This window comes from Streptomyces sp. NPDC020362 (genome assembly GCF_040642095.1).
Classification (GTDB): Bacteria; Actinomycetota; Actinomycetes; order Streptomycetales; family Streptomycetaceae; genus Streptomyces.
The window spans coordinates 31,151-45,976 of sequence record NZ_JBFAET010000025.1 but is presented as its reverse complement, the minus strand read 5'-3'; the positions used below and the strand labels follow the sequence as shown (position 1 = coordinate 45,976).

At 70.0% G+C, this 14,826-nt stretch carries 15 protein-coding genes and 1 riboswitch; of the genes, 9 read left to right on the top strand and 6 right to left on the bottom strand.

Annotation, left to right across the window (positions count from 1 at the left end):
- Positions 1 to 2: 2 nt before the first annotated feature.
- A complete protein-coding gene (gene bcp / locus AB0H32_RS13185; RefSeq protein WP_361118813.1) occupies positions 3 to 470 on the bottom strand; it encodes a thioredoxin-dependent thiol peroxidase in 468 nt (155 codons plus the stop codon).
- Positions 471 to 562: 92 nt separating this feature from the next.
- On the opposite strand from bcp, the gene AB0H32_RS13180 reads away from it, so the two are divergent.
- The 3 genes from AB0H32_RS13180 (at position 563) to AB0H32_RS13170 (ending at position 1,806) form a co-directional block, all read left to right on the top strand.
- The gene (locus AB0H32_RS13180; protein ID WP_361118811.1) at positions 563 to 892 is read left to right on the top strand and encodes a DUF3618 domain-containing protein; all 330 of its coding nucleotides are present in this window, start codon (positions 563 to 565) and stop codon (positions 890 to 892) included.
- A gap of 76 nt (positions 893 to 968) precedes the next feature.
- On the top strand, positions 969 to 1,328 hold the full coding sequence (locus AB0H32_RS13175) for a co-chaperone GroES (RefSeq protein WP_361118808.1): 360 nt from the start codon (positions 969 to 971) through the stop codon (positions 1,326 to 1,328).
- A gap of 48 nt (positions 1,329 to 1,376) precedes the next feature.
- A riboswitch (guanidine-III (ykkC-III) riboswitch) is annotated at positions 1,377 to 1,448 on the top strand.
- 37 nt (positions 1,449 to 1,485) lie between these two features.
- Positions 1,486 to 1,806: an SMR family transporter gene (locus AB0H32_RS13170; protein WP_361118805.1), complete on the top strand. Its 321-nt coding sequence runs from the start codon at positions 1,486 to 1,488 to the stop codon at positions 1,804 to 1,806.
- A gap of 21 nt (positions 1,807 to 1,827) precedes the next feature.
- Here AB0H32_RS13170 and AB0H32_RS13165 read toward each other — a convergent pair whose 3' ends face one another.
- On the bottom strand, positions 1,828 to 4,470 hold the full coding sequence (locus AB0H32_RS13165) for a transglycosylase domain-containing protein (RefSeq protein ID WP_361118872.1): 2,643 nt from the start codon (positions 4,468 to 4,470) through the stop codon (positions 1,828 to 1,830).
- Between the two features lie 1,351 nt (positions 4,471 to 5,821).
- On the opposite strand from AB0H32_RS13165, the gene AB0H32_RS13160 reads away from it, so the two are divergent.
- Genes AB0H32_RS13160 through AB0H32_RS13145 form a run of 4 tightly spaced genes read left to right on the top strand, consistent with a single transcriptional unit; the run spans position 5,822 to position 9,181 of the window.
- Positions 5,822 to 6,622 carry an ABC-2 family transporter protein gene (locus AB0H32_RS13160; protein ID WP_361118802.1) on the top strand — a complete coding sequence of 267 codons (801 nt, stop codon included), beginning with the start codon at positions 5,822 to 5,824 and terminating at the stop codon, positions 6,620 to 6,622.
- Positions 6,623 to 6,659: 37 nt separating this feature from the next.
- A complete protein-coding gene (locus AB0H32_RS13155; RefSeq protein WP_361118870.1) occupies positions 6,660 to 7,436 on the top strand; it encodes an ABC transporter permease in 777 nt (258 codons plus the stop codon).
- Between the two features lie 4 nt (positions 7,437 to 7,440).
- Positions 7,441 to 8,409, top strand: coding sequence for an ATP-binding cassette domain-containing protein (locus tag AB0H32_RS13150; protein WP_361118868.1), 969 nt, complete (start codon positions 7,441 to 7,443; stop codon positions 8,407 to 8,409).
- A gap of 10 nt (positions 8,410 to 8,419) precedes the next feature.
- Positions 8,420 to 9,181 carry a DUF1707 domain-containing protein gene (locus tag AB0H32_RS13145; RefSeq protein WP_361118799.1) on the top strand — a complete coding sequence of 254 codons (762 nt, stop codon included), beginning with the start codon at positions 8,420 to 8,422 and terminating at the stop codon, positions 9,179 to 9,181.
- Positions 9,182 to 9,218: 37 nt separating this feature from the next.
- On the opposite strand, the gene AB0H32_RS13140 is transcribed toward AB0H32_RS13145, so the two are convergent.
- The 3 genes from AB0H32_RS13140 to AB0H32_RS13130 all read right to left on the bottom strand — a co-directional run bounded on the left by AB0H32_RS13140 (position 9,219) and on the right by AB0H32_RS13130 (position 10,838).
- A complete protein-coding gene (locus AB0H32_RS13140) occupies positions 9,219 to 9,620 on the bottom strand; it encodes a hypothetical protein (RefSeq protein WP_361118796.1) in 402 nt (133 codons plus the stop codon).
- A 150-nt stretch (positions 9,621 to 9,770) separates the two neighbouring features.
- Positions 9,771 to 10,508 carry a ribonuclease PH gene (gene rph / locus AB0H32_RS13135; RefSeq protein ID WP_361118866.1) on the bottom strand — a complete coding sequence of 246 codons (738 nt, stop codon included), beginning with the start codon at positions 10,506 to 10,508 and terminating at the stop codon, positions 9,771 to 9,773.
- A 96-nt stretch (positions 10,509 to 10,604) separates the two neighbouring features.
- Positions 10,605 to 10,838 (bottom strand): glucose PTS transporter subunit EIIB, encoded by a 234-nt coding sequence (locus AB0H32_RS13130; RefSeq protein ID WP_014672981.1) that lies wholly within the window; start codon positions 10,836 to 10,838, stop codon positions 10,605 to 10,607.
- A 184-nt stretch (positions 10,839 to 11,022) separates the two neighbouring features.
- Between AB0H32_RS13130 and AB0H32_RS13125 the strand changes: the two genes are divergently transcribed.
- Both AB0H32_RS13125 and AB0H32_RS13120 read left to right on the top strand, forming a co-directional pair.
- The gene (locus AB0H32_RS13125; protein ID WP_361118792.1) at positions 11,023 to 12,315 is read left to right on the top strand and encodes a PTS transporter subunit EIIC; all 1,293 of its coding nucleotides are present in this window, start codon (positions 11,023 to 11,025) and stop codon (positions 12,313 to 12,315) included.
- A 286-nt stretch (positions 12,316 to 12,601) separates the two neighbouring features.
- Positions 12,602 to 13,867 carry a PTS transporter subunit EIIC gene (locus AB0H32_RS13120; protein ID WP_361118789.1) on the top strand — a complete coding sequence of 422 codons (1,266 nt, stop codon included), beginning with the start codon at positions 12,602 to 12,604 and terminating at the stop codon, positions 13,865 to 13,867.
- A 90-nt stretch (positions 13,868 to 13,957) separates the two neighbouring features.
- On the opposite strand, the gene AB0H32_RS13115 is transcribed toward AB0H32_RS13120, so the two are convergent.
- Positions 13,958 to 14,710: an MBL fold metallo-hydrolase gene (locus AB0H32_RS13115; protein WP_361118786.1), complete on the bottom strand. Its 753-nt coding sequence runs from the start codon at positions 14,708 to 14,710 to the stop codon at positions 13,958 to 13,960.
- Positions 14,711 to 14,826: the final 116 nt, after the last annotated feature.

Sequence of the window (14,826 nt, the reverse complement as noted above, 5' to 3'; positions counted from 1 at the left end):
AGTCAGATCCCCAGGTCTTTGATGATCTTGGCTACGTGGCCGGTGGCGCGGACGTTGTAGAGGGCCCGTTCGACCTTGCCCTGTTCGTCGACGATCACCGTGGAGCGGATGACGCCCATGTACGTCTTGCCGTAGTTCTTCTTCTCGCCGAAGGCGCCGTAGGCGTCGAGGACCTTCTTGTCGGGGTCGGCGAGGAGGGTGACCTTCAGGGACTCCTGGTCGCGGAACTTGGCCAGCTTCTCCGGCTTGTCGGGGGAGATGCCGATGACGTCGTAGCCGGCGTCGGCCAGGAGGGACAGGTTGTCCGTGAAGTCGCAGGCCTGCTTGGTGCAGCCGGGGGTCAGGGCCGCGGGGTAGAAGTAGACGATGACCTTGCGGCCCTTGCGGTCCGACAAGGACACCTCGTTGCCGTCGGCGTCGGGGAGGGTGAAGGCGGGGGCCACGTCGCCGGGCTGGAGTCGCTCGCTCATCGGTCCAGCGTAACGGGGGGCGTTGCGGTGCGGTGGGGCATGGAGCTGACAGACTGTCCGGGACAGCATCAGGAGACTTCGGAGGCCGTACGGTGGCGGACACGTCGGACACCAGAACCCCGGCGCAGATCGAGGCGGACATCAAGCGCCGCCGTGAAGTGCTGGCCGAGACGCTCGACGAGATCGGGGTGCGGGTGCATCCGAAGACGATCGTCGGGGATGCGAAGGCCAAGGTCGTCGCCAATATCGATCACACGGTGGGGCGGGCTTACGTCCAGGTCAACCGGGTGGTGAGTGAGGTGCGGGCGCAGTTCGTGGACGAGGAGGGCGCGCCGCGTCTGGAGCGGATCGTGCCGGTTGCGCTGGTGGCGGTCGGGATCGTGGGGCTGCTTGCCGTGGGTTCGCGGCGCCGTAAGGGCTGACGCGGGCCGACGGGCCGGTGGGACGAGCTGCGGCCCGGGGTCGTACGGGCCGGTACGAGGCAGGTAGGTTCGTGGCGTGAGCGCCAAGAGAAGTGAGCAGAGCAGCCCTCAGCACGACAAGCTGCCCATCCGGATGCTGCATGACCGGGTACTGGTCAAGCAGGAGACGGGTGAGGGCGAGCGTCGGTCGGGCGGCGGCATCCTGATTCCCGCGACTGCGGCGGTCGGGCGGCGGCTGGCCTGGGCCGAGGTGGTCGCGGTCGGGCAGAACGTGCGGACGGTGGAGCCGGGCGACCGTGTCCTGTTCGATCCGGAGGACCGGGCCGAGGTCGAGGTGCGGGGCGTGGCGTATGTGCTCATGCGGGAGCGTGATCTGCACGCGGTGGCCGCGGACCGGTTCGAGGGGACGGAAGACTCTACCGGTCTCTACCTGTGATTCGATGGCCGAAGGGGGCCGGTGACTGTTGCCACCGGCCCCCTTTTGTCATTTCTTTGCTATGTTCGGAGGAGCCCGACGAGACGCGCCGTACCGGGATGCAGGCAAAGACGACGCACCGCCAGGAAGTCGTCCGTTCGTCTCGGAGGTGTTTGTCGTGGCCTGGGTGTTGCTGGTCGTGGCCGGTCTGCTGGAAGTGGGCTGGTCGATCGGGATGAAGTACACCGATGGGTTCACCCGGCTCGTGCCCAGTGTGTTCACGGGTGCCGGGATCGTCGCGAGCATGGTGTTGCTGTCGTATGCGGCCAGGTCCCTGCCGATCGGTACGGCGTACGGCGTGTGGGTGGGGATCGGGGCGGCCGGGGCGGCGGTGCTCGGCATGGTGGTGCTGGGTGAGCCGGTCACCACCGCCCGGGTTTTCTTCGTCTGTCTGCTGCTGGTCGCCGTGGTGGGGCTGAAGGCGACCAGCGGCCACTGAGGGCCGCCGGCCGCCGGCCGGTCATTGTGGTTGGCCTGCTGTGATGCCGCCGTCCGTGGTGCCGACGTCGGTGCCGCCGTCCGTGGTCGTGCCGCCGCCGTCGGCGCCTCCGGGTGTGCCGCCGCCGGTGGTCGGGTCACCGCCGGTGGTGTTGCCGCCCGTGGTGTCGCCTCCGGTGGTGGTGCCGCCGCCGTCGGTGGTGGTGGTGGTACCACCGTCCGTCGTCGGGCCGCCGTTGGTCGTGCCGCCGTCGGTGGGGGTGCCGGTGGTGTTGCCGCCGTCGGTCGTGCCACTGGTCGGGGTGCCGCCCTGTGACGGGGTGCTGGTCGTGCCGCCGTTGTCCTGGTTGCCGGTGGTACCGGGGGTGGACGGGGCCTGCGAGGCGGGTGCCTGGACGTCGGCGCCCTGCTGGAGCTCGAGGTCGAAGTCGCTGACCGGCTTGCCCTTGAGCGCGTTGCGGGTGAACTGGGCCCAGATCTCGGTGGGTGCGCCGCCGCCGTTGATGCGGGGCAGGCCCATCGCGCCGTAGAGCGATTTGTGGCCGGCGGTGACGGGGTCCTGGCCCATGACGGAGACGACGGTGGCGAGGTCGGGGGTGTAGCCCGCGAACCAGGCTGCGGTGTCCTCCTCGGCGGTGCCGGTCTTGCCGGCGGCGGGACGGCCGGCCTGCTGGGCCGCGGTGGCGGTGCCGCTGTCGACCACGCTCTGCAGGACGGAGGTGGTGGTGTCGGCGGCCTCGCGGCTGACGGCCTGCTTGACCGCCCGGTCGGGCAGCCTGACCTCTTCGGTGTTGTCCTTGGTGATCTTCTCGACCATCGAGTACGTGCCGTGCTTGCCGTGGTTGGCGAGGGTGGCGTACGCCTCGGCCATGTCGAGGACGCTGGCGGTGGCGGTACCGAGGGCGATGGACGGGTAGGGCTGGAGGTCCTTGGTGTCGGAGGGGACGCCGAGGTCGACGGCGGTCTGCTTGACCTTGGCGGGGCCGACGTCGACGGCCATCTGGGCGTAGACGGTGTTGACCGACAGGTCGGTGGCCTTGCGGACCGTGATGTCGCCGTAGGACTTGGAGTCCTCGTTCTCGGGGGCGTAGCCGCCGCCGCTCCAGCCCTGTACGGGGCGCTTGTTGGTGCCGTCGTAGTAGGTGTTGGGGCTGATGGTCTGGCCGTCCTGGGTGGCCGAGCCGTTCTGGACCGCGGAGGTGAACACGAACGGCTTGAAGGTGGAGCCGACCTGGAAGTCACCGCGGGTGGCGCCGTTGGTGTACTGCTTCACGTAGTCGATGCCGCCGTACATGGCGACGACCTTGCCGGTCTTGGGGTCGACGGAGGCTCCGCCGGCGCGGACGCTCTTGTCGACCTTGTTGTTCTTCTTGTCCAGCTTGGACATCAGCTGGTCGTTCACGGCCTTGACGAAGGCGTTCTGCTTGTCCTTCTGGAAGGTCGTGGTGATCCGGTAGCCGCCGGCGGCGAGCTGGTCGGGGTCGATGATGTTGTTGGTGATCAGGTAGTGCTTGACCGCCTCGACGAGGTAGCCGCGCTGGCCGGACAGGCCGGTGGAGACGGTCTGCTGCTTCGGCATGGGGAACTTCATGCCGGTGCGCTTGGCCTCGCTGAGCCAGCCCTTCGTGACCATGCCGTCCAGGACGTAGTTCCAGCGGGCGACGGCCGCGGACTTGTTCTCGGGGTGGGCTACGACGTCGTACTCGCTCGGCGCGTTCACGAGGGCGGCGAGGTAGGCGGCGCGGGCGGGGTCGAGGTCGGTGGCGTCCCTGCCGTAGTAGGCCTGGGCCGCGGCCTGGATGCCGTAGGCGTTGCGGCCGAAGTAGCTGGTGTTGAGGTAACCCTCGAGGATCTGGTCCTTCGTCTTGTTCTGGTCCAGCTTGATCGAGATGAAGAATTCCTTGGCCTTGCGGGTGACGGTCTGTTCCTGGGCCAGGTAGTAGTTCTTGACGTACTGCTGGGTGATGGTGGAGCCGGACTGCTTGCCCTTGCCGGTGGCGGTGTTCCAGCCGGCACGGATCATGGCCTTGGGGTCGATGGCGGACTCGGTGTAGAAGTCGCGGTCCTCGGCGGCCAGGACGGCGTGCTGGGCGTCCTTGGAGATCTGGGCGAGGGTGACGTTCTCGCGGTTGATCTGGCCGTCTCGGGCGAGTTGGGAGCCGTCGGCGTAGAGGTAGACGTTGCCCTGCAGGGTGGCGAGGGCGTTGGCCGGCGGGATCTTCACGAGGGAGTAGCCGAGGAAGAAGAGGCCGACGATCAGCAGGACACCGATCACGAAGGTGCCGAGCACCATGCGCCAGGTGGGGATGATCCGTCGCCATCCGGTGCGCTTGGGCCGCTTGGGCTTCTTGCCGCCGTTGCCACCGTTGCCGCCGTTGCTTCCGCCGCCGTCGCCGCCGGAGGCCGCGAGGGCGGCGGTTTCGTCGGCGGGGCCGGTTGCGGGGGTGCGGGGGGTGGAGGTGGTGCCGGGAGCGCCGGAAGCGCGGTTGGTGGAGGTGGTGCCGGGGGTGCGGGTGGGCGTGGCCGCGGCGCCGGCCGTGGCGGCGGCCTTTGCCGCGCCGGCCGCGGTGCCCGCCTGGGCGGGTGCCGCGCCGGCCGCGGTGCCCGCCTGGGCGGCCTTGGCCGCGGCGCCTGCGGCACCGGCCTGGGCCGCTCCGCTCGCCATGGCGGCGGCCTGGCCACCGCGGGCGGCGCCGCCCGCCTTGCCGGGCTGGGACGGCTGGGTCTGGCCGGTCTGGCCGGTCTGGCCGGTCTGGCCGGTCTGGCCGGAGGCTTTCACGCGGCGGAGGACCTGGGTGGTCTCGGGTGGTGCAGGGGTGTCCTTGGACGCCTGCGGAGCGGCGGCCGCCTTGCCGGTGCCTGCGGCCTGGGCCGCGGAGGCCGCTGCCGCGGCGGGCTTGATACGGCGGAGGACCTGGGTGCTCTCGGCCGGGTTCGGCTGCTGGGACTCGTGCGGCTTCGCGGCGCCCTGGGTCTCCCCGGACCGCTGGGGCCCGACGGCTCCCCGGGGCTTCTCGGACGCCTGGGACCCGCCGGACCGCTGAGGGCCGACCGAGCCCTGGGGCTTCCCGGATCCCTCGGACCCGGCCGACCGCTGAACAGCCGCCGAGCCCTGCGTGTTCCCGGAGGCATCGGAGCTGCCGGACCGCTGAGGGCCGACCGAGCCCTGGGGCTTCCCGGACGCCTCGGACCCGGCCGACCGCTGCGGGGTCCCGGAGTCCTGGGGCTTCTCGGGTCGCCGGGGCGCAGGGGTCGCGGGGCGCTGGGAGCCTTCAGGTGCCTTGGCCGCCGGGGAGCCCTCGTCCGTGCGGTTGTCCGCGCCGGTGCGCCCCGCGCGGCTCGCCTGGGCGGCGAGCGCTGCGCGGCGTGCTCGCGCCGCCTGCACCGAGCCGGAGCCCGCAAGCGTCTGGTCCGCAGGGTCCTTGTCCGCGGAGGGCGTGTCCGCGGAGGCCTTGTCCGCCCGGGCCGCCGTGCCCGGCTGCCCCTGGGCAGCCGGAGCCGGCCGGGCGGCCGGACCCTCCTGGTCCTGACCGTCCCGGGTCCGACCGTCCGTGGTCCGACCGTCCCGGCTCTGGCCCTCCCGGGCCTCGGGCGCGCGGCCCTGGCCCCGGGTCTGGCCCGGCCTCTTACGGGTGGCCTGCTCGGGAGTCCCGCCGGGTCGGGTGTCCGGCCCGGGGGGCGGGTTCTCGCGGCCCCGGGTGCGGGCACCCCCCTCTGCGGCGCGGCCCCCCTGTTCCCCGGGTCCTTCGGCCGGCAGCGGCTTCTTCGGCGCGCCGCCCTCGTTCTGCTGCGGCTGCGGCTCGTCGCTCATGTCGTGCACGGACTCCTGTTTCGCGTCGTACGTTCCCGTACGCCTCGTACGCCTTCTGCGCCCCCTGTTTGAAGACTCTCGCACCTGGCGTTCCGTTCCCGGATTTCCGGCACGGTTCCGGCACGGATAATGCGTGGCCGGCTGCCGGGCCTCCGGACTAGGCTCCTGCGCTTCGGTGTCGAGCAGTCCAGGGAGGTTGACTGGCGTGGGCGCGGGACGGTTGTACGGGGCCGTCGCGGCGGGGGGATTCAGACGGTACGCGACGTATCGGGCGGCGACTGCGGCAGGGGTGTTCACGAACACGGTCTTCGGGCTGATTCTCGTATACACGTATCGCGCGTTGTGGGACGTGAAGCCGCACCTCGGGGGGTACGACCAGGCGCAGGTCGTGACGTATGTGTGGCTGGGGCAGGCGTTCTTGTCGACGCTCGCGATCGGCGGCGGAGGCGTCGAGAACGAGTTGATGGAACGCATCCGTACGGGGGATGTGGCGATCGACCTGTACCGGCCTGCCGATCTTCAGTTGTGGTGGCTGGCCGCCGATCTGGGCCGGGCGTTCTTCCAGCTGCTGGGGCGGGGGGTGATTCCGTTCGTCTTCGGTGCGCTGTGTTTCCCGGTCTATCTGCCCACGGACGCGGGCACCTGGGTGGCGTTCCTGGTCGCGGTGGTGCTGGCGATGGTGGTCGGCTTCGGGATCCGCTTCCTGGTGGCGCTGAGCGCGTTCTGGCTGCTGGACGGGACGGGTGTGGGGCAGATGGCGTGGTTGGCGGGGTATTTCTGCAGCGGGATGCTGCTGCCGCTGAATGTGTTCCCGGGGGCGCTCGGGGAGGTCGTGCGGGCGCTGCCGTGGTCGTCGCTGCTGCAGGCGCCGGCGGACATTCTGCTGGGGCAGGGGGATCCGCTGGGGACGTATCTGTTCCAGGGGGCGTGGGCGGTGGCGCTGCTGGGTGCGGGCCGGCTGGTGCAGTCGGTGGCGACGCGGCGGGTGGTGGTCCAGGGTGGGTGAGGACAGCCGGCTGGTGGCGGGTGTGCGGGCGTACCGGATGATCGCCGGGATGTGGGTGCGGTCGACGATGGCCTACCGGGCGTCGTTCGTGATGACCACGTTCGGGAACTTCGCGGCGACCTTCTTCGATTTCGTCGCGATCATGCTGATGTTCTCGCGGGTGGATGCGCTGGGTGGCTATTCGCTGCCCGAGACGGCGTTCCTGTACGGGCTGTCGGCCGCGTCGTTCGGGCTGGCCGATCTGGTGATCGGGTCGATGGAGCGGCTGGGGCAGCGGGTGCGGGACGGAACGCTGGACACGTTGCTGGTGCGGCCGGTGCCGGTGCTGGCGCAGGTGGCGGCGGACCGGTTCGCGCTGAGGCGGCTGGGCCGGGTGACGCAGGGGCTGCTGGTGCTGGGCTGGTCGCTGACCCGGGTGGAGATCGACTGGACGGCGGCGAAGCTGCTGCTGATGCCGGTGATGGTGGTGAGCGGGTTCGGGATCTTCTGCGCGGTGTTCGTGGCGGGGGCTGCGTTCCAGTTCCTCGCGCAGGACGCCTCGGAGGTGCAGAACGCGTTCACGTACGGCGGGACGACGCTGTTGCAGTATCCGCCGACGGTGTTCGCGAAGGAGCTGGTGCGCGGGGTGACGTTCGTGCTGCCGCTGGCCTTCGTGAACTGGGTGCCCGCGGCCTATGTGCTGGGGCGGCCGTATCCGCTGGGCCTGCCGGGCTGGGTCGCGTTCGCCTCGCCGCTGGTGGCGGTGGGGTGCTGTGCGCTGGCCGGGCTGGCGTGGCGGGCGGGGCTTCGTTCGTATCGAAGTACAGGGAGCTAGCGCGGTGGCGGACAGCGACTTCATCGCAGTGGAGAAGGTCGAGAAGGTCTTCGAGGTGCGCAGGAAGGCCGGGTTCCTGAAGCGGGAGCGGCGGCAGGTGCGGGCGGTGGACTCGATCTCGTTCACCGTGGCGCGCGGTGAGATGGTCGGCTACATCGGTCCGAACGGTGCCGGGAAGTCGACGACGATCAAGATGCTGACCGGGATCCTGACGCCGAGCGCGGGCCGGCTGCGGGTGGCGGGGATCGATCCGTCGCGGGAGCGGACGCGGCTGGCGCACCGTATCGGTGTGGTGTTCGGGCAGCGGACGACGTTGTGGTGGGATCTGCCGCTGATCGACTCCTACCGGCTGGCGCACCGGATGTACCGGATCCCGGACGCCCGTTACCGGGAGAACCTGGACCGGTGTGTCGAACTCCTGGAGCTGGGTGATCTGCTGGATGTGCCGGTGCGGCAGCTGTCGTTGGGGCAGCGGATGCGGGGGGACATCGCGGCGGCGCTGCTGCACGATCCGGAGGTGTTGTATCTGGACGAGCCGACGATCGGTCTGGATGTGGTGTCCAAGGCCAAGGTGCGTGGTTTTCTGAAGGAGTTGAATGCGGAGCGCGCGACGACGGTGCTGCTGACGACGCACGATCTGCAGGACATCGAGCAGTTGTGTTCGCGGGTGATGGTGATCGACCACGGGCGGCTGATGTACGACGGTGCGCTGGCGGGGCTGCACGAGGCCGCGGAGGGCGAGCGGACGCTGGTGGTGGATCTGGAGCGGGAGTTGCCGCCGATCGAGGTGGCGCCGTGCCGGGTGGTGCGGGTGGAGGGGCCGCGGCAGTGGCTGGCGTTTCCGGCAGGGCAGTCGGCGGCGCCGCTGGTGGCGGCGATCGCGGCCGAGTATCCGCTGGTGGATCTGTCGGTGCGGGAGCCGGACATCGAGGCCGTCATCGCGAAGATGTACGCCGGGAGGGCGGTCTCGTAGGCTTTCCGTCATGACCGACGACGCAGTCCCGGAACTCCGCGCATCCGATGCCGACCGTGAACAGGTCGCCGAGGTGCTGCGGGAAGCCGTGGCCGAGGGACGCCTGGACATGGGGGAGTTCGAGGAGCGGCTGGAGGCGGCGTACAAGGCGCGTACGTATGCCGAGCTGGCGCCGATCACCCGTGATCTGCCGGTGTCCGGGGCGGTGGCGCCCTCTCCCGTGTCCTTCGTCAAGGAGCCGGTGGACAGCGGTGGTTGGGCGGGCCGGATCGTCGGCGGCGGGGAGTCGCCGGAGACTGCGGTCGCGGTGATGTCCGGGTTCGAGCGCAAGGGCCGCTGGCGGGTGCCCAGGCGGTTCAACTGCTTCGCCTTCTGGGGAGGCGGCGAGCTGGATCTGCGGGAGGCGGACTTCGCGGCCCGCGAGGTCGAGATCAACTGTGTGGCGATCATGGGCGGGGTGCAGGTGATCGTGCCGCCGGGCGTCGAGGTCGTGGTGCGTGGGATCGGCGTGATGGGCGGTTTTGAGCATCCCAGGGACGACGAGCGGCCCGATCCGGGTGCGCCGCGGGTGGTGATCGGCGGCTTCGCGTTCTGGGGCGGGGTCGGCGTGGAGCGCAAGGTGACCCGGGCCGAGCGGCAGCGGCTGAAGGAGCAGCGCCGGCAGGAGAAGCTGGAGCGCAGTCAGGCCCGGCACGAGTTGCACCGGGCCCGGCGCGAGGAGCGCTGGGAGAACCGGCGGGAGCGGGACAGGCGCCGGCACGGGGAGTACTGAGCGCACTCCCCCGGGCCGGTCGTCGTTGCGGCCGTGGTTAGGGCGTGCAGACCTTGGTCAGTTCGCCGGCCGCGTCGGTGACGGGGCCGACGTCGGGGGTCTTGTCGCCGTTCTTGATGGCGGTGCGGACGTTCCCGACGGCCTTGTCCAGGTTGTCGACCGCTTTGTTGACGTCGGCGTTGTCGGTCTTGTCGCCGATCTTCTTCAGGTTCTTCTCGATGGCGTCGAGGGAGGCGTCGGCCTGGGTGGGGTCGTTGGCGGCGTTCTCCACGGCCTGCTGGAGGTCGGTGACGCTGTCGGCGATGGAGTCGGCGGTGCGCACGCAGTCCAGGGCCTTGCCGACGGCGTCGCAGCCGGTGGTCAGGCCTGCGGTGAGTGCGACGGTCGCGACGGCGGCGGCGACGGCGGCGAGGCGGCCTCGGCGTCGGGTGGCGGCCATGGTGGTGGGTTCCCTCCCCTGGTACGGCTGGCTGGGCGCACGGGGGTTTTCCGTGCACCCGTATCCATAGGACGCCGGGGAGGGGGACGGGGGTTGCCCGCCGTACACCCGATGTTTGGTGTTCCCTTTACCTTTCGTGCGACTTTGGGGTTACTTCTCCAGGGCGCGGGCGAGCGCGGCCTGCTGGATCGCGGTCAGTTCGGTGCAGCCGGTGACGGCGAGGTCGAGCAGGGCGTTCAGCTCCTCGCGGGCGAAGGGCTGGGCCTCGGCGGTGCCCTGGACCTCGACGAAGCGGCCGTCGCCGGTGCAGACGACGTTCATGTCGGTCTCGGCGCGCACGTCCTCCTCGTAGCAGAGGTCGAGGAGGGGGATGCCGCCGACGATGCCGACCGAGACGGCGCTCACGGTTCCGGTGAGCGGCTGGCGGCCGGCCTTGATCAGCTTCTTGCCCTGGGCCCAGGAGACGGCGTCGGCGAGGGCGACGTAGGCGCCGGTGATGGCGGCGGTGCGGGTGCCGCCGTCGGCCTGGAGGACGTCGCAGTCGAGGACGATGGTGTTCTCGCCGAGCGCCTTGTAGTCGATGACGGCGCGCAGGGAGCGGCCGATGAGACGGGAGATCTCATGGGTGCGGCCGCCGATCTTGCCCTTGACGGACTCGCGGTCGCCGCGGGTGTTGGTGGCGCGGGGCAGCATGGAGTACTCCGCGGTGACCCAGCCCTCGCCGCTGCCCTTGCGCCAGCGCGGGACTCCTTCGGTGACGGAGGCGGTGCAGAAGACCTTGGTGTCGCCGAAGGAGACGAGGACGGAGCCCTCCGCATGCTTGCTCCAGCCGCGTTCGATGGTGACCGGGCGGAGCTGTTCGGGGGTGCGGCCGTCGATTCGAGGCATTGAGGACATGGGGCCGAGCCTATCCGGAGTGCCGGAAGGGGCTCCTCCCGCGGTGGGAAGAGCCCCTTTCAGGTGAACCCGGGTGATCCCGAGGGCTCACATCATGTCTTCGATCTCCGCCGCGATCGGGTCGGCGTCGGTGCCGATGACGACCTGGATGGCGGTGCCCATCTTGACGACGCCGTGGGCGCCCGCGGCCTTCAGGGCGGCTTCGTCGACCAGAGCGGGGTCGGACACCTCGGTGCGCAGCCGGGTGATGCAGCCCTCGATCTCCTCGATGTTGTCGATGCCGCCGAGGCCGGCGACGATCTTCTCAGCCTTGCTGGCCATGTTCCTTCTCCCTGATCCGAACCGCTTTGTCGCAGTAACCCACAGTTGGCCCATCTTTGCGAGCGGTCATGCCGTACGTGCCGAATGATGGCGATCACGACAGCGGAACCGTCCGCCGACTGGTCTACACCACCGTGGGGACGGTCGCCAAACCGCCCCGGTGAAGCGGTCAGGGAGGACGCCGATGAGCGCCGACAGCACGGTCAGTCCCGCGCTCGCCCGCTGGCACAAGCTCTTCCAGGGCCTGCAGAAGATGGGCCGCAGCCTGCAGCTTCCGATCGCGGTGCTGCCGGCGGCGGGCCTGCTGATCGGCCTCGGCCAGCCCGGCGTCGTAGGGGCCGAGGGCCTGGGCTGGACGACGGTCGCCCAGGTGATGCAGGGAGCGGGCGGCGCCCTGCTCGACGGCTCGCTGGGCCTGCCCCTGCTGTTCTGCGTGGGCGTGGCGATCGGGATGGCCAAGAAGTCCGACGGTTCGACGGCGCTCGCGGCGGTGGCGGGCTTCCTCGTCTACTACGGCGTGCTGCACCAGTTCCCCGCGGACTGCCCCGGCGGCTCCAGGGCCGTCCCGCAGGTCGGCTGCCAGGTGATCAGCGGCGGCTCGGTGTCCCCCTTCACCTTCCAGAACCCCGGCGTCTTCGGCGGCATCGTCATGGGTCTGCTGGCGGCCTTCCTCTGGGCCCGCTTCCACCGCACCCGGCTCGTCGACTGGCTGGGCTTCTTCAACGGACGTCGGCTCGTCCCCATCATCATGGCGTTCGTCGCCATCGTCTTCGCGGTGCTGTGCCTGTGGATCTGGCCACCGATCGGGAGCGGCCTGGAGGACTTCAGCCACTGGCTGCGGGATGCCGGGTCGTGGGGCGCGGGCGTGTTCGGCGTCGCCAACCGGGCGCTGCTCGTGATCGGCCTGCACCAGTTCCTGAACGTGCCCATCTGGTTCCAGTTCGGCAGCTACACCAAGCCGGACGGCACGGTGGTGCACGGCGACATCAACATGTTCCTGGCGGGCGATCCGCACGCCGGGCAGTTCACCTCGGGGTTCTACCCGATCATGATGTTCGCGCTGCCGGCGGCGGCGCTGGCGATCACGCACTGCGCCAAGCCGCACCGCCGCAAGGAGGTCGGCGGGCTGATGCTCTCCGTGGCGCTGACCTCGTTCGTGACCGGCATCACCGAACCGATCGAGTACTCCTTCCTCTTCATCGCGCCCCTGCTGTACGCGGTCCACGCGGTGCTCACCGGTGTCTCGATGGCGGCGACCTGGGGGCTCGGGGTGCACGACGGCTTCAGCTTCTCGGCGGGCCTGATCGACTACGTCATCAACTGGAACCTGGCGACCAAGCCGTGGCTGATCATCCCGATCGGTCTGTGCTTCGCGGCCGTCTACTACGCCGTCTTCCGTTTCGCGATCACGACGTTCGATCTGAAGACCCCGGGCCGGGAGCCGGAGGAGGACGTCGAGGACGTCACCAAGGTCTGACGCCGCAGCCGACGCCCCGTCACCGCCCCCGTCACCACCTCGGTCGCCGCCCCCGGTCGCCCGGGCCCGGCACCGCGGAGGTCCGCCCTGAGCCGCCCTCCGGCCGGTACGGCGTGTAGTGCTGCGGTAGCGGATTCACGGGTTCCTTATCCCGCCTTCATCGTGCTACAACAGGTCTACACCACTGAGTGGTGTAGACCAGAGACGCTGCCGTCCCTTCCATGGTTCCCGGGCGGCGCCTTGCCCTCCCCCGGCCCGCGGCCGGAGGTACCTCCAGGAGGAACTTGTGACCACGGCCACCGCCGCTCCCGCGGCAGAGAAGAAGAAGGGCGCCGGGGCGATGGCTGTGCTGCAGCGTATCGGCCGCAGCCTGATGCTGCCGGTGGCGGTGCTTCCCGCAGCCGCCCTGCTGGTGCGCCTCGGCAACACCGACATGCTCGGCCGCCCCGAGTTCCCCGCCTTCCTCACGAAGATAGCCTCCTTCATGGCGGCCGGCGGCAACGCGATCCTCGACAACATGCCGCTGCTGTTCGCCGTGGGCATCGCGATCGGCTTCGCGAAGAAGTCGGACGGTTCGACGGCGCTCGCCGCGGTGGTCGGATACCTGGTCTTCAAGAACGTGCTCGGCACGTTCACCGACAAGAACCTGCCGAAGGTGGCGACGGCCGTCGACGGCAAGGTCGTCATGGTGGACGCCCCGGCGGACGCCAAGGTCCTCGGCGGCGTGGTGATGGGCCTCGCCGTCGCACTGCTCTACCAGCGCTTCTACCGCACCAAGCTGCCCGACTGGGCGGGCTTCTTCGGCGGCCGTCGGCTGGTCCCGATCCTGTCGGCCCTCGTCGGCCTGGTCCTCGGCATCGTCTTCGGCTACATCTGGCCGGTGCTCGGCTCCGGTCTGCACAACTTCGGCGAGTGGCTGGTGGGTTCGGGCGCCGTCGGCGCCGGCATCTTCGGTGTCGCCAACCGTGCACTGATCCCGATCGGCATGCACCACCTGCTGAACTCGTTCCCCTGGCTGCAGGCGGGCGACTACCACGGCAAGAGCGGCGACATCGCGCGCTTCCTGGCCGGCGACCCGACCGCGGGCCAGTTCATGACCGGCTTCTTCCCGATCATGATGTTCGGCCTCCCGGCCGCCTGCCTCGCCATCGTGCACTGCGCCCGCCCGGAGCGCCGCAAGGTGGTCGGCGGCATGATGTTCTCGCTCGCGCTGACCAGCTTCGTCACCGGCGTGACCGAGCCGATCGAGTTCACCTTCATGTTCATCGCCCCGGTCCTGTACGCGATCCACGCGGTCCTCACCGGCATCTCCATGGCGCTGACCTGGTCGCTGGGCATGCGCGACGGCTTCGGCTTCTCGGCCGGCGTGATCGACTGGGGCCTGAACCTGGGCATCGCGAGCAACCCGTGGGGTCTGCTGCTGGTGGGCCTGTGCTTCGGTGTCGTCTACTACGTCGTCTTCCGCTTCGCCATCACCAAGTTCAACCTGCCCACCCCGGGCCGGGAATCGGACGAGGAACTGGCGGAACTCCAGAAGGCCGAAGCCAAGTAGGCCCCTGCGAAAGCCCGACCGAAAACGAATTCCCCGGCCGTGTCACGGCCGGGGAATTCGTTTTCGGGTACCTGCTGCGGCTCGGCGGCCTCAGATGTCGTAGACCTTGCGGGGAGCGGCCAGCTCCACCGGCCCGTCGAACACCTCGCGCGCGTCCGCCAGATTGACCTGTGGGTCGGTCCACGGCGGGATGTGGGTGAGGACCAGGCGGCGGGCGCCCGCACGGGCCGCCGTCTCGCCTGCCTCGCGGCCGTTGAGGTGCAGGTCGGGGATGTTCTCCTTGCCGTGCGTGAACGCGGCCTCGCACAGGAACAGGTCGGTGTCCCGGGCCAGCTGGTCAAGCACCTCGGTGACGCCCGTGTCGCCGGAGTACGTCAGGGACGTCCCGCCGTGTTCGATACGGATGGCGTACGCCTCCACGGGGTGGCGGACCCGCTCGGTGTGCACCGTGAACGGTCCGATCTCGAACGTGGACGGCTTGACCGTGTGGAAGTCGAAGACCTCGCTCATCGAGGAGGCGGAGGGGGTGTCGGCGTACGCCGTGGTCAGACGGTGCTCGGTGCCCTCGGGGCCGTAGACCGGGAGCGGGTCGCAGCGGCCGCCCTCGTGGCGGTAGTAGCGCGCGACGAAGTACGCGAGCATGTCGATGCAGTGGTCGGCGTGCAGATGGCTCAGGAAGATCGCGTCGAGGTCGTAGAGACCGCAGTGGCGCTGCAGCTCGCCGAGGGCGCCATTGCCCATGTCGAGGAGCAGCCGGAAGCCGTCGGCCTCGACGAGGTAGCTCGAGCAGGCCGATTCCGCGGAAGGAAACGACCCCGAGCAGCCGACGACGGTGAGCTTCATGAAGCAGAAACCTCCGTAGGCGGAAATCCGGTGGGCGGGAGCCGGGAAGAGGGCTCGGGAAAGGGGCAGGCGGGGGTCGTGCGGTTTGTCGAGCGTAAGGCGCAAAAGGGCCGGTC